We start from the raw sequence: 13656 nt of genomic DNA on the forward strand, positions 1-13656 counted from the left end.
ATAAATCAAGTGTAAGTGTGTAGGTATCTTACATAGATAGATGCTTAAGGAATAACTCTCTAGTAATTTAGAGAATTATTCTTTAAGCATCTATTCTAAAAAATTGGGCATCTAACCCCTCCTCACACTACACTTTCGAGAACAGAGTGTCTAAGGTATGTATATATTGCACCCACAGTGCAGCCGAGTACCTCCTTAGATACTGGCTAGGAGATATCACCGCTAGTAATCTTAACGTTTATTTCCACCCCCAAAAAATTCTTTTTCTTTATTTTTGATGGCTTTATTTAAATGATATTTAAAAATCATTAGCTGTTCTAAAGAAACATCCTGATTTATATAGCGAATTGTCTTCTTGACATTCTTCGGCAATTCATTAAAATTCTTCACTTATATCATCCTTATCTAAAAAATCCCTAAAAACTTCTTCTTCTTAATTTTTTCCGGTGTATCTTTAAAACAAACATTTCCATTGATAACCGCATCCGCATTTTCTTGAAATAGATACAGCATGTCTATCCCGTATTCAGCAGAAATAAGATCGCTTGCTTCCTGCATGTGAAAGTTCCTGCCAGAGATGTTATGTGCATCAGAAGCAATCATATGAGTTAAGTTTGCTTGGATTAAATCTATAGAAAATTTCTTGATTTTCTTACCAAACCTTCCTGTTAAGCTGGATGCTGTAACTTGAGTAAGAACTCCTTTGCTCACAAGATTATATAAAATATCTGGATCTTCTATAAGCCTGCTGTTACGCTCAGGATGAACAATAATTGGCGTTAATCCTTCAGACTGAATATCGTATATTAATTTTTCAGTGAAATTTGGCACTTGGCTGGATGGCAGTTCTATAAAAAGGTATTTTCCTGTTTGATTTAAAGTAAGTATTTTACCGTTTTGATAGTCTTTGATAATTTCTCCATATATACGAGACTCTTGACCCGGTAATATTGTAAGAGGGATATTTTCTTGAAGCAAATAAGTATTTAACTGCTCGACTCGCTGTATAATTTCATTTTTTTCATTTATATATTTGCCATTTTGGTGGTGAGGAGTTGCAACAATGGTATGAATCCCTTCACTTACTGCTTGTTTTGCCATATGTAAGCTGTCTTCTATTGTTTGAGCACCATCGTCAATACCGTGTAAAATATGACAGTGAAGATCAATCATTTCTTATATTCCTCCTTATCACCTTAAATGAGCTATACGAACTAGTTATACTTATGAAATACTACCATAGGCATATTAACCCTTCAATGTCTTATTTTGTCGAAAAATATCAAATGACTTAATTTCTTCTTTTTATGACGTTTTTTGTATCTGAAATAGTCTTTTTTTATCATGATAAACGTTATAACTATATACTAATTATTTATATTAATTAGATTTATTTTCACTAAAAAGAATTTTATTCCAAATAACTCTTCAAAACTTATTTTATCAGTGAAACCTTTCTATTTATTGAGCCTAGAGAATTATTTATTTTTAAATTTCAGAGAAAAACAGGAATTCCTCTTTGTTATATTGAAAACGCAACCATTACTTTAAATATAACATTTTTATTGAAAACGTAATTGCAAAAAATAGACACTTATACCTATTAGAAATATAGTTAATAAGACTCTAATACATCATATACTCTAACTAATTCCTTGCAATTTTCGCCATCTTTTTTTATCATTAAGTGAAAATTTTGTAGAGAAAAGAGTTTTGTAATGATTTTAAAGCGTGTTTTATTAGTTCTTTTGCTATTATCTATTTCAAAGTTCTCACATACTCCGCATTTAGAAGTAATGGATCCTTCTAGCTGGACAAATTCGTCGGTTTGGGATCATGAGGCTACGCTTTGGTCCGTTTTGCGTCCTGGCAGTGAATTTTTCACCGCCTACAGCTACGGCTTTAATGCAGAGTTTATTGTACGAAAAATTGCCCACCTATCTTTTTTCGGCTTGTTAGGCTTGCTTTTTTACTGGAATTTAAAGAAGCAGAGCTATCGTTACATAAAAGCATGGCTGTGTGTAGCTGCTTTTGCATTTTTAGATGAAGTGCATCAGGCGTTTATTATTGGCCGAGATGGACGGATTATAGATGTAGCTGTTGATTCACTGGGTGCAGCCATTGCATTATATCTGTTGTATCGGGCGAGAAAAAAGAATATCAAAGCATAAGAAAAAAGCATGCAGAGCTGCATGCTTTTTTCTTATGCTAGAAATCTTGTATTCTTTTATTTTACTGTTACTTTTGAATAGGTGCTGTAGCCGCCTTGGCCTTTCACTAGTACGTGAAGCATCGTTCCGGATTTTTGCTGGGGTATGGCAATTGGAAAGTTCCCTGCATTATCTGTTTTTCCTGTCGCAATAATATCTGGCCACACTTTTACATAGATCGTCGAGTTTGGCTCGGCACTTCCTGTAAGTTTGGTATCTTGACTTGAAATAGCGTTAACTTTTGGTGCTTCCGGAGCTTGATCCGTTTTCACAAATAGTTTTGTATATTTGCTGTAGCCGCTTTGGCCTTTCACTAATACGTGAAGCTGTTTGCCCACCGGCTGCTTTGGAATCGTAATAGAAAAGTTTCCTGCATTATCCGTTTTTCCTGTCGCAATAATATCAGGCCATACTTTTACATAGATTATCGAGTTCGGCTCTGCTGTTCCCGTTAGTTTTGTATCGCCTTCACTTAGCTCATTTACTTTTGCTGCTTCAGGGGCTGTATCAGACTGTACATAAATTTTCGTATACGTACTGTAGCCACCTTGACCTTTGACTAGTACATGAAGCATGGTTCCCGCTTGTTGTTTTGGCACGTCAAACGAAAAGTTTCCTGCAGCGTCTGTTTTTCCTGTCGCAACGGTATCCGGCCATACTTTTACATAGATCGTCGAGTTAGGTTCAGCTGTTCCTGATAGTTTGCTATCACCAGCCTTGATTGGATTGACTTGAGCTGGATCTGGAACCGTGATTCGAGGATATTTATCCGTGTATTGAGAGACTAGGCTTACTCCCGGATAGTAAAAGCTCAGTATATCCGCATATGCTTTTCCTTGAGCAGCCATCGCATTCGCTCCGAATTGGCTCAAGCCGACTCCATGTCCGTTTCCTTTTCCTTCAATAGTAATTGTGTCCCCCAAAGGATCTTGCTTAGTAAGCATCAGGCTTTTAAACAGCGTTCCGTCCAGCATAAATCGAATGTTATCTGCTTTATCTCCAGTTCGACTCCATGTTTTAACTGCAAGCTTATTGTCTTGATCTACTTCGCCTTTCATCACGTAGGTTACGCTGATATCTCCTTTGCTCATACGCTGACCTGACGTTGGCTGATAAAGGCTAATTTTAGAAATGCCTACAATTTTAATGTCTTTTCCTTTAAATTGAGTCGCTGTTTGCATTTGTGCTTTAATTTTGCCTGCGATTTTTTCATCCGCTTCTTTTGTTTGACTCCACCACGCGTCTGGGTTTTTCAAATCTTTTGTAGATAGGTCAATTTGCTGTTTTTGAACTGTTAATGACCATTTTGTTTGAGGATCATACGGATCAGTTTTCACTTGAAAGTAAGGATGAGAAGCCTTTCCCCACGCATTATAATCAGATTCAATGATTCCGCCGTTGCTTGAAGAAAACACAGAGTTAATTAACGCACCGTTGTACTTTAATACTTTTCCAAACGTTTCATCAACTGCGCTGTTGGTACTGTTGTACCATTCATATCCTCCGTATACTTGAAAACTTGTTGTATCATCAATGATTTTACTTGCATAGCTTAATGCGTATGTTCTCGCAGCAACAGCCTGAGATTTTAATGCGTCCGCATGCCAAGACGTATACACTTCTTTTGGAACAACGCCTTTTAAATAATCTTCCATTGGAATTGTATTAATGGGTCTGACATATTTGCTGCCTTCGTTGGTAAACTGTACGTTTCCTAAGTAGTTTCGGTTATTAATAGAAAGGAAGGCTTCGTATGTAGATGGTTTAGCAGTGAAGCTATCGAATTCACCAAGGACTTCTTGGTTATGCAGGAGTTTGACTTTGCTCCCCGCTGCTTTTACTTCGTACTCTGTATTAGCTTGAAGCGTTACTTTGCTGTCTGCAATCGTATAGGACTGCGATGGCTTAATTTTAATACTGGATTGATTGCCTAAATATTTTTTTAATTTTACGGATACCGTCGGCTCTGTTTCGGCTGCCTGTACAGGCTTAATTGCAGCACTATAGCTAAACATAACCAGTAAACTTAGCATGAATAAAACGGGTAAAATCTTTCTCATTCTGTCTACTTGTCTCCTTGTCTATTTTTCTGTTTCCCTTCGTTATATCGGCAGACTTTCGACAATTTCCAACCTTTTTAGCTAAGTTTAATTAAAATATTTCTTTATTTGAGACTAGGCAACAAATAAACCAGATAACTTACGGTTTTGAGGCTTGTTCCATCCATAGTACGCTCGTGACTTTTTATCGACATAAAAAATAGCTTCTCATAAAAAGAAGCTGGTTTAAAAGTAATTTCTCTACTTAGATTTTTGTCCCGGAGACTTTCCCAGTGTTATCGACGCTTAGCTTCCAGCTCTGTCCGTCAGGAGATTTAAGGATCAGGCTGTTTCCTTGCTGAAACTCGAGGTTTCCGTACATTTTGCTTCCGGACGTTGCCACCCAAGAGGAACCGGGCATCATAGAAGACGTACCGAATATGCGGTTAATTCGAAAGCGTTTGTGGTCTTTTGTATATTCGCTTAGCGTAAGTCTCATTTTATACAGCGTATTGGCTCGCACTTCTGCCGTTACCGTGTTTCCTAAATTGTTTTTTACGTCTTTTGCTGTTGTCCACGCACCGTCTAGTGCTGTTAGATATTCAAATTTAATATTTTTAGGTGACTCACCCCATCCAAATGAAACCCCGGCCATATTCAGCATTTTAATTGGATTTGCAGTAAAGTCCATTTCAATCACAACGGGAGTTGAAGCTGGCACATCGAGGTAGTTCATGCTTTGTTCATCAATTAAGCTGAAGCAATTGCTGATGCTTCCTCCGTACGGGGCTTTTCCAGCTGTTTGTTTGACGGTATATTTTTTATCAGCTTGTACGAAAATATCGTCTTGATCGCCGATGATATCAGGTTTTCCTGGAAGTCCTGGCGCAAATATATTTCGGGTTTGTTCAAAAGGAGACGTAATGTCATTATACTGTCCGTTGTTTAAAATCGATGTGGATAAAAGGTTAGAGGCAAGCTGATTTCGATGTGAGATACTTGTAAATTCTACGGGCGGTTCTCCCCCGTTCATCAAATACGTATCCCAAATATGACCTTCAAACGTATTGTAAGCACCTGAACATTTAATTGCTCGTTTCGTTTGGCTGCGGCACTGCATTTGAAAATGACTAAAGCTGTTTCCTGACGTTTCATACGGCACGTCGCTGATACCGGCTACGTCAATTCCATACTGACAGCCGTCAATTGATAAATAGCTAAAGTTATTCGCGTTAATCCATGCAGGCGTATTGATGTTGGTGATTTTTTCAGTTTGCAGCAGTACGCCTCTTTCAAAGTTGCGAAGGTGTACAAAGGATACGTTCACAAAGCTGATAAAATCCCACGCTTTTTGGCAATAAAAATAAATGCCTTTTCCATTATAAGCGCCTGACGTATTGATCATGCTGATGTTACTTATCGTCGTTTTGTTTCCTGTTTCTAATTGCTGCGATCCATGAAGGTAAATGACCGAAGAGGTAAATGATGGGTCGATCACTTCAACGGTTCCTCCTGAAATAGACGCATCTTTTTGCAGCGTAAATACATGATAATTTCCCGTTACTTTAAGTTTTGTTCCGCTGTCCATTTCAAACGAAATAGACGGTTTAATCACAAGAGGTGATGCGATGGCATACGTATAGTCTCCTGTTAGGAGTACTCGTGATAAATTGTTAGCCTCTGCGTAATCAATTGCTTGCTGTATCGCAGGTGCATCATCCGTCACGCCGTCTCTTTTCACACCAAAACAAGCGGCGTCTACTATTCTTTCTTCACTGCAGTTTTCCATTAAACTCATCTCGCTTTCTCAGCAGCTATAAAGCATGTACTGCTTCTATTACTTTATGCGTTTTGACTACCTGTGGTTCACTATTTTCATAGAAAAAAAGCTTCCGTGTTAGAAGCTTTTTCCGCTCACGTTTACGTATTGATTAGCAGTGGACGCAATCATTTGACTCGACGTAAAGTGCTGTTCGACTTTTTTCCTTGCGCCTTTAGCAAAACGCTGCTTTTGTTCTTGCTCGGCGTACAGCACCGTAATTTTTTCTGCGAATGCTTGAGGTGAATACGCAGGGATTAAGTAGCCCGTGTCTCCGTCTGCTATTGCTTCCTTCACGCCTCCTACATCAATTGAAATCATCGGTGTACCAACGGCCATTGCTTCTAAAACAACCATTGGAAAGACTTCACGATGAGAAGTTAACAGAAGCATATCCATTTTCGTAATAAATGCTTCAGGGTCTTCTACTTCTCCCCATATCTTTATCTTTTCGGATAAGCCTTGCTGCTGAATGAGCTCTTGAATTCGCTGAAGGTCAGGCCCTCCTCCTCCGATATGAAACTTCATATGTTCGTGATCTCGAAGCAGTGAGGCAATTTCGATAAACAGCTCGTGATTTTTTTCTTTTGAAGCTCGTGCCAACAGACCGATATGACAGTCGAGTGAAGATGCTTTTTCTTTAAACACAAACTGATTTAAATCCACTCCATTGTAAATCGTTGTTACTTTGCTGCTATTTACGCCAAGGTGCATTAACTGCTCTTGTTCAAAGCGGCTGACCGTAATCACTCCATGCACATAAGAGTTTACGAGTTTACAAAAAAAGCTTTTTGCCTTTTGTTCAAGCACCGTTACATTATGCTTTGTATAAAGTATTTTTACTTTTTTTCGCAGCACTCGATTTACGCACACTGCATACATCACCATGCGCAGGCTGTTGGCATGAATGATGTCAATTTTACACGTTCGAACCTTTTTCCACAGTATATAAAGATTGTGAAGATGATTTTTTCTGCTTAAAGGCGTGAACCGTTTTTTATATTGAATTTTGCTGTACAGTTCTCCCATTGCAGCTGCTGTGTATACGGTAATATCGGGATGATTTAACTGATTTTCGAGCTTGCAAAAATACGTTTCTGCTCCGCCTGTAATCAATTTATCTGTGATTAAAAGTACGTTTTTCAAGACTTCACATCCTTTACGATTTTGAAAGGTTTTTGCTTTTAGCGTACGCATTTACGCTGTACTGGACAAAATAAGTGGCGCTTTTCCATAGCGGCAGCCGCTCTTGTTTGCGAAGAAGCTTCCAATACCTTGTCGCTGCTTTCAGCTTGTTGCTAGAAACCGAATGAGATACCAGACGATAATAAGCAAGTGACTCTTGAAGGCCGTAAGCTGTATAGCCTTTTCTCAACAGTGACAGCCACAGCGCCGTGTCTTCTGGTTGAATGTTTGGCATTAAAATCTCGGAAATTTGTTTTTTATCAAGCATGACCGTCAAACAGCCGATAATGGTATTTCCCGCTAGCTTTTTGTAATCAACACTTCTTGGAACGTTTACTTCAACTCCTGTTTCCTCACCTTTTTCATTGATTATGCTGTAGCCCGTATAAGAAAACGCACAGTTTTTTTCAAGCATAAAGGCCACTTGTTTTGCAAGTTTTTCTGTATGCCATACATCATCGCTGTCTAAAAAGGCAAGGAATCTTCCGTTTGCTGCGATTATACCTTCGTTTCGTGCCGCTGCGGCTCCTGAATTTTTGGTTAGCTGAAGCAGGTGAATGCGTTGATCTTTTCTACTGAATTTCTTTACTACTTCAGCCGTTTCATCTGTCGAACAGTCGTCAATAACAAGCAGCTCCCAGTTGAGGTACGTTTGCTGCTGAACGGATTTTATGGTGGATGAAATAAAGGCTGCGCAGTTATAGGCAGGTGTAACAATTGAAACGAGGGGCTGATCCGGTTGAGATTTGAAGTTATTCATTTTGCACTCTCCTCACTTTGATGATTTCGTAAATAGCCTGACAGCAGCGCTAGGTATAAAAAGAACAGCTCATTTACAATTAACGAAAGCGACATCATTTGAAGCAAAAAACCAATAAACGTTAAAAATAAGTAAGGTTCTTGTTTATGAATTTTTTGTTTTAAAAGCTGAAGCAACACAAGAAGTAAAAAGCTAAAATATAGACAAAAACCAATCATACCCGTCTCTGATAAAATCTCTAAAAACGTGTTATGAACGTACAGGGCTTCGCCGTAGTAAAACAAGTTATACTCTGAAAAGTTAAAAGCGCCGATTCCGGCAAACGGATGCGATGAAAAAAACTCAAATGCCCGGCTCCACAGCGAAAACCTTCCGCTTCCTCCGTCATGTAAAAAATCATCGGCTCGTTCAGTTAAAATGGTGAACACGTTAAAATTCGTCATAAAATGAGCGATAAGAGCAAGTGCACCAAATAAAAACACAAACGAAAGAGCTGTTTTAAGACTGTTAAGCGAACGAGTAATGAGCAAATATAGAATCAACACGGCGACCATGGCAATTAATCCGCCTCGGGAAAACGTTAACACGCTTGCTAATGTGCTAAGTAAAAGTCCGACTTTATTTTTAGTACTATCGCTATTCGTTAAAAAGTAAGTAAAAAACAGCGTATTGTAAAATACATAAATATTAGGATCATCCAGTACGCCAATCAAACGGGGATAGCTGCGGTCAATCATGACGCCCCATTTAATAATTTCTACTTCGGAGGCAAATTGAAAATGAACGGCTTGGAGACCGGCAATATAGAGCAGCAAGCTCACACCGTTAAAAAGAATGCCCGCTCCGGTTAACGCACGTTTAATACTTCCGCTATGAAACTCTGCTATCACATATTTCATTAAAAAGTAGCAAGCAAGGATAAGCAAAACGCCTAGCATAATACGAAGACTCGCTTCAGGGTACAGAGAAAACGCTCCGGTCATACAGTAAAAAAGATAAAATAAAAGCAGCAGCACTTCATACGCCTGAAGCTTATAAACGTAAAAAGAAGCAAAACTCAACAGCAGAAGTGCAAATAAAAAAATCATGTACGGCTTTAATGAAAAGCCAATATTCACGTTATATTTACTTAACGTAACAAGAACAAAAAGACAAAACAAAACGGTCGGTTTTCGATTTTGCACGTATACACTATCCATTTTGTGCCTCCTTTCTGTTCTCTACGTTTACTAACTTACTTTTTTGCAAATAGCTAAGCGCTTGATTTCTAATCTCTCTATCTAACAGCGTTAGCAGCAACACAAGCAGCATGTTCACACACAGCGCAATAAACGGATGCTGCGAAAACAGGAGCGTAGTAAGCACAATCGTACTGCCAAATAAACAAACAAAAATGGGAAAGGTTTTGTGCATAATGATGACTCTTTCTGGATTGCATAACCAGCAGCCGATAAATAAAATTCCTTCAATTAAAAGCGCGGCATACACGGCTCCCATCACAGAATAAGCAGAGCTTAAAAAGTAGTAAAAAGCAATTCCCGATACAACAGCAACCAGCTGAACGCCCGTTCTTCTTCCTTGAAGTCCTTTTGTTGTTAAGCCGTCTGCTAGTGCTACGCTTAAGCCTTGGAAAATCAGCATCAGCGACAGCCACTTTAACGCACCTCCAGCCGCAGCCCATTTATCTCCGAACAATAACGACACGGCAAGATCGGATAAATGATAAAAAGGAAGCGCTGTTAGCATCCCTACTAAACTCATAAGCTTCACTTGAAGAATATTTAACTCTAAATGTTTATCTGCCTGCTGGTGATTATAGTGACGAAACAATACCGGATAAAACGCACCTGCCACAATTCCTGGAACTTGATACAGCGCCGATGGAATACGGTACGCAACGGCAAACACGCCGACGGCTGCAAGCGGAATCGTATTTTCTAATACGATTGGACCAAGCTGCGGCAGCAGCATAATCAACAGTCCGCTTACAATAAAGGAGCCGATATTTTTTAACAGTCCGCGTTGAATTTTCTTTTTCAAATTAAACGATACTCTTTTTCTCACCATCCACAGTCCGTACACTCCTGCTAAAAGATAGGAAAAGCCAAACAAAAACGAAATAAAAAACGGGCTTGTATGCATCAGCATTCCAACCGTCAGCAGAACCACTAGCAAAAGAGCTGAGTAGATTCGAATGGCTCCTAAATGATGCATTTGTTCAGTAAGCTGAAAATACGTAATCCCTATGCTTTGCATTGCAAGTCCTGTCACCATCGGTACAATCAAGTAGTACATCATTTTTACAAGTGACGGTTCGTGATAAAACAAGGAAATCACTATATATGCCCCTGCAAACGTCGCAAGCAAAAGCAAAATTCTCATTTTCAAATACGATGACAAAAGATGATCCACGTCTGCTTGTTTTTTAGAGCCTTCACGAAGCACCGTATTGCTTAATCCAACGTCGGTAAAGTAGCCCAATATCATCGCAAAAGCTAGCGCTACGCTGAAGCTGCCGTAACTAGCTGCGCTTAAATACTGTGCCAGCACGATAAGCGCAGCTGCATTTAACAAACGTGATACAACGGTACTAATAAATAAATGAACAATGTTTTTCCAAATGGAATTTTTCTTCATACATTCCTCTTACTCCATCGTTTTAGCAAATCGCTGAGCTAGCGTTTCGTGATAGTAGTCATACGTTTTAGCTAAGCCTTTTTCAAGCGTAAAAGCAGGCGACCACTTTAATACTTTGATGCTTTCTTTGTTGCACAGTCTGCTGTCTGCAATATCACCTTCACGCACGCTGTGATAAGCAGGTGTTAAGTGACTGCCGGATATGCTTTTCATCGTAAAAAAGAGTTCGTTGATGCTGATGCTGCTGTTATTGGAAATATTAAACGTGCCGCATCCTTCATACTGAATGGCTTGTAAACACGCCTGGCTCACGTCTTCCACGTAAATAAAATCTCTTGTTTGACGGCCGCTTCCGTAAATAATCGGCTGTTGGTTCGTAACAAACCGGTCAAAAAAGATTGAAATTACGCCGCCTTCCCCCTGTGAATTTTGCCGTGGGCCATACACGTTGCTGTAGCGAAGAATCACGTAATCAATATCATACAGCTGTTTAGCAAGCTTTAAATATTCTTCAGACGTAAACTTTGACAATCCGTAAGGTGAAGCTGGACTCGTTGGGTGAGCAAGCGTAATTGGAGTAACGTTCGTATTTCCGTACACGGCAGCTGATGAAGCAAAAATGATTTTTTCAGCTCCGTGTTTTTTGCATGCATTAATAATGTTGATCGTCCCTTGAATATTAACATTGGCGTCATGATGAAAATTAGTAACGGAATGAGCCACGCTCACTTGAGCCGCTTGGTGAACAACATAATGAGGTTTAAACTCGGCAAATACTTTATCTAATTCTTCACTCACAATATCTCCGTAGTGAAAAGAAATACCTCGATTTTCTAAGTTTGCTATTTTTCCCGTTGATAGATTGTCGATTACCTTTACTTCAAATCCGTTTTGATAAAGAAGCTCTACCATATGTGACCCAATAAAACCGCATCCGCCTGTAACTAGTACTCTTTTCATGTTATCCCTCTCCTATCTTGATCCGTCTCCTGTTACAATGACTCTTAGCGTTTTTATCATAATCTTCACGTCAAACCGTATATTCGTATGTTGAATGTAGTAAAGATCGAGCTCCAGCTTTTCTGCTGGCGTTAGCTCATATCCTCCGTTAATTTGCGCCCAGCCTGTTAGTCCAGGCTTAACAGCAAGCCGCTGGCTAAACGAAGGAAGTGTTTTTTGAAACTCTTCTATAAATACGGCTCTTTCAGGTCGTGGCCCCACAATCGACATATCGCCTTTTAACACATTCCACAGCTGAGGCAGTTCATCAATTCGCGTTTGGCGAATCAGCTTTCCTACTTTGGTAACGCGGCTGTCATTTTTAACGGCCCACTGCGCTCCGTTTTTTTCAGCGTCGCTGTACATCGAACGCAGCTTCATAATCGTAAATGGCCTGCCGCTTTGACCTAGACGCTCTTGAAGAAAGAAAGGTGAACCCGGTGTTTCAATCATCACAATGAGCGCAAATAACAAAATGACAGGCAGTAATACCACAAATGCCATAAGCGAAATTGCAATATCACATACGCGTTTACACAGCAAGTAAAAAAGCGGAAAGTCTTTTTTTAGCACATCGGAATCACCGGTCGTTTTCGAGACAATTTGATTCATCGTTTCACTTCCTTCTATATAAAATGAGGAGCTAGTGAGACGGACTCCAAATAACGCCTAGCACATGAATGCGCGCTTTTTCCAGCATATTTTTCGTTTTAACAACGGCATCTAGTTTTGTTTTGCGCTCTTCCACAATGAGCATGGTCGCATCACATTTTGCTGCAAGAATATGAGAATCGGTCTCTTCTAAAAACTGAGGTGTTTCAAAAAGAATCAAATCGTATTCTTCTTTCCATCTTTTTATGAGCTCATCAAAGTACTTGGAAACAAATAGTGTGGATGCGTTTCGAAAGTGAGATCCGGCCGGAAGCACATCCAGTCCTTTGTATGACGTTTGTTTAATGGGTACATGCCGGCCTTTCCCGTTTACTAATACATCCGTTAATCCTTCTGAACTTCCAAGGTCAAAGAGCTGATGAAGAGAAGGACAATGCACGTTTCCGTCAATAAGAAGAACATTTTTTCCTTGTTCAGCAAATGAAATCCCTAGCTTTGCCGTCATAAGCGGCTTTTTATCGTTCACTTCCGCTGATGTGATTGTCAGGCATTTGGCTTCACTATTCAGCAGCACCTCAACATTTTTTCGAATCATATTTGTTTGGTTGATGGTTTTGGCATCTTGATACAGTGAAAATGGATACTTTTTTTGTTTAAAACTCAAGCTTCTCCCTCCTTGCCTTTGCCTGATCACTGCCTTGCTTTTGGTTTCGCTTCATTTTTCGAGACTCCAGCTCGATATGTCCAATAATCGGAAGTCCGATAAGTTCTTGAATATCTTGTTCATTTCGTACTGTACTATCAAGATATTCTCTCAACATCGCTCCCGCTATTCCTACCAACAGACTGACCAAGATAGTAATAGCTGCAACCGGCAGCGGCTTTGGGAATACTTTAAGGCTCTGCGACGGTTCGGTTAATACTTGAATGTTGCTTCCTTTCATTAACTTCATCGCTTGATCTTTTGAAAGAAGAGCTACTTTATTTGCGATTTCACTTACTGTTTTCGAATTCTCGTTTCTTACGGTAATCGTGACAAATTGAGAATTTTCGTTATGATCAATCGTAATTTGTTCACTCAGCTTTTTATTAGAAATAGTTAACTTTAATTCGTCTTTTACACCGTTTATGATCATCGGACTTTTAATAAAATCGATATACGAAGAAATTAATTGGGTATTCAGCTGTGTAATATTAGCAATCTCATCTACATTTTTAGATGTTGCTTGATTAACAAGTACTTGAGTAGATGCTTGATACGTAGGCTTTAGTAGATAGAAACAGATAGTTGTGATGCTCATACTCGTAATGACTATGACTAAAAGCATCGTAAGCCATCTTCTTTTTAAAATTCGAAAAAAATCCTTTAGCTGAATTTTATCCTGCATCGTAAAC

Annotated in this window: 13 protein-coding genes; 1 reads left to right on the forward strand and 12 read right to left on the reverse strand. The window is 39.2% G+C overall.

The window, feature by feature from the left end; genetic code table 11:
* Positions 1-231: 231 nt before the first annotated feature.
* On the reverse strand, positions 232-390 hold the full coding sequence (locus ACFX4R_RS07570) for a hypothetical protein (RefSeq protein ID WP_218812790.1): 159 nt from the start codon (positions 388-390) through the stop codon (positions 232-234).
* A 15-nt stretch (positions 391-405) separates the two neighbouring features.
* Positions 406-1173, reverse strand: a complete 768-nt coding sequence (locus ACFX4R_RS07575) for a tyrosine-protein phosphatase (protein WP_218812791.1) — start codon at positions 1171-1173, stop codon at positions 406-408.
* Positions 1174-1718: 545 nt separating this feature from the next.
* Here ACFX4R_RS07575 and ACFX4R_RS07580 point away from each other — a divergent pair.
* The gene (locus tag ACFX4R_RS07580) at positions 1719-2171 is read left to right on the forward strand and encodes a VanZ family protein (protein WP_218812792.1); all 453 of its coding nucleotides are present in this window, start codon (positions 1719-1721) and stop codon (positions 2169-2171) included.
* 56 nt (positions 2172-2227) lie between these two features.
* Here ACFX4R_RS07580 and ACFX4R_RS07585 read toward each other — a convergent pair whose 3' ends face one another.
* The 10 genes from ACFX4R_RS07585 to ACFX4R_RS07630 form a co-directional block, all read right to left on the reverse strand.
* Entirely contained in the window at positions 2228-4270 is a 2043-nt protein-coding gene (locus ACFX4R_RS07585) for a SpoIID/LytB domain-containing protein (protein ID WP_377569261.1), read from the reverse strand.
* Between the two features lie 244 nt (positions 4271-4514).
* Positions 4515-6047: a pectate lyase family protein gene (locus ACFX4R_RS07590; protein WP_377569263.1), complete on the reverse strand. Its 1533-nt coding sequence runs from the start codon at positions 6045-6047 to the stop codon at positions 4515-4517.
* A gap of 99 nt (positions 6048-6146) precedes the next feature.
* On the reverse strand, positions 6147-7214 hold the full coding sequence (locus tag ACFX4R_RS07595) for a glycosyltransferase family 4 protein (RefSeq protein WP_377569265.1): 1068 nt from the start codon (positions 7212-7214) through the stop codon (positions 6147-6149).
* Between the two features lie 13 nt (positions 7215-7227).
* On the reverse strand, positions 7228-8013 hold the full coding sequence (locus tag ACFX4R_RS07600; RefSeq protein WP_377569267.1) for a glycosyltransferase family 2 protein: 786 nt from the start codon (positions 8011-8013) through the stop codon (positions 7228-7230).
* Positions 8010-9212 (reverse strand): O-antigen ligase family protein, encoded by a 1203-nt coding sequence (locus ACFX4R_RS07605; RefSeq protein WP_377569269.1) that lies wholly within the window; start codon positions 9210-9212, stop codon positions 8010-8012. Before ACFX4R_RS07605 ends, ACFX4R_RS07600 begins: the two co-directional genes overlap by 4 nt.
* Positions 9205-10650 carry an oligosaccharide flippase family protein gene (locus tag ACFX4R_RS07610; RefSeq protein WP_377569271.1) on the reverse strand — a complete coding sequence of 482 codons (1446 nt, stop codon included), beginning with the start codon at positions 10648-10650 and terminating at the stop codon, positions 9205-9207. Before ACFX4R_RS07610 ends, ACFX4R_RS07605 begins: the two co-directional genes overlap by 8 nt.
* Positions 10651-10659: 9 nt before the next feature.
* Positions 10660-11610, reverse strand: coding sequence for an NAD-dependent epimerase/dehydratase family protein (locus ACFX4R_RS07615; protein ID WP_377569274.1), 951 nt, complete (start codon positions 11608-11610; stop codon positions 10660-10662).
* A 12-nt stretch (positions 11611-11622) separates the two neighbouring features.
* On the reverse strand, positions 11623-12261 hold the full coding sequence (locus tag ACFX4R_RS07620; protein WP_052500322.1) for a sugar transferase: 639 nt from the start codon (positions 12259-12261) through the stop codon (positions 11623-11625).
* 31 nt (positions 12262-12292) lie between these two features.
* The gene (locus tag ACFX4R_RS07625) at positions 12293-12925 is read right to left on the reverse strand and encodes a CpsD/CapB family tyrosine-protein kinase (RefSeq protein ID WP_280559169.1); all 633 of its coding nucleotides are present in this window, start codon (positions 12923-12925) and stop codon (positions 12293-12295) included.
* Positions 12915-13649, reverse strand: coding sequence for a YveK family protein (locus tag ACFX4R_RS07630; RefSeq protein ID WP_280559168.1), 735 nt, complete (start codon positions 13647-13649; stop codon positions 12915-12917). Before ACFX4R_RS07630 ends, ACFX4R_RS07625 begins: the two co-directional genes overlap by 11 nt.
* Between the last annotated feature and the right edge of the window lie 7 nt (positions 13650-13656).

Source organism: Priestia sp. YIM B13490 (assembly GCF_042787735.1).
GTDB lineage: Bacteria > Bacillota > Bacilli > Bacillales > Bacillaceae_H > Priestia > Priestia megaterium.

What these genes read in the sequence shown, in the direction of transcription:
- ACFX4R_RS07575 (WP_218812791.1), bottom strand. Translation starts at nt 1,173, where the DNA reads ATGATTGATCTTCACTGTCATATTTTACACGGTATTGACGATGGTGCT.
- ACFX4R_RS07580 (WP_218812792.1), top strand. Translation starts at nt 1,719, where the DNA reads ATGATTTTAAAGCGTGTTTTATTAGTTCTTTTGCTATTATCTATTTCA.
- ACFX4R_RS07585 (WP_377569261.1), bottom strand. Translation starts at nt 4,270, where the DNA reads ATGAGAAAGATTTTACCCGTTTTATTCATGCTAAGTTTACTGGTTATG.
- ACFX4R_RS07590 (WP_377569263.1), bottom strand. Translation starts at nt 6,047, where the DNA reads ATGAGTTTAATGGAAAACTGCAGTGAAGAAAGAATAGTAGACGCCGCT.
- ACFX4R_RS07600 (WP_377569267.1), bottom strand. Translation starts at nt 8,013, where the DNA reads ATGAATAACTTCAAATCTCAACCGGATCAGCCCCTCGTTTCAATTGTT.
- ACFX4R_RS07605 (WP_377569269.1), bottom strand. Translation starts at nt 9,212, where the DNA reads ATGGATAGTGTATACGTGCAAAATCGAAAACCGACCGTTTTGTTTTGT.
- ACFX4R_RS07610 (WP_377569271.1), bottom strand. Translation starts at nt 10,650, where the DNA reads ATGAAGAAAAATTCCATTTGGAAAAACATTGTTCATTTATTTATTAGT.
- ACFX4R_RS07615 (WP_377569274.1), bottom strand. Translation starts at nt 11,610, where the DNA reads ATGAAAAGAGTACTAGTTACAGGCGGATGCGGTTTTATTGGGTCACAT.
- ACFX4R_RS07620 (WP_052500322.1), bottom strand. Translation starts at nt 12,261, where the DNA reads ATGAATCAAATTGTCTCGAAAACGACCGGTGATTCCGATGTGCTAAAA.
- ACFX4R_RS07630 (WP_280559168.1), bottom strand. Translation starts at nt 13,649, where the DNA reads ATGCAGGATAAAATTCAGCTAAAGGATTTTTTTCGAATTTTAAAAAGA.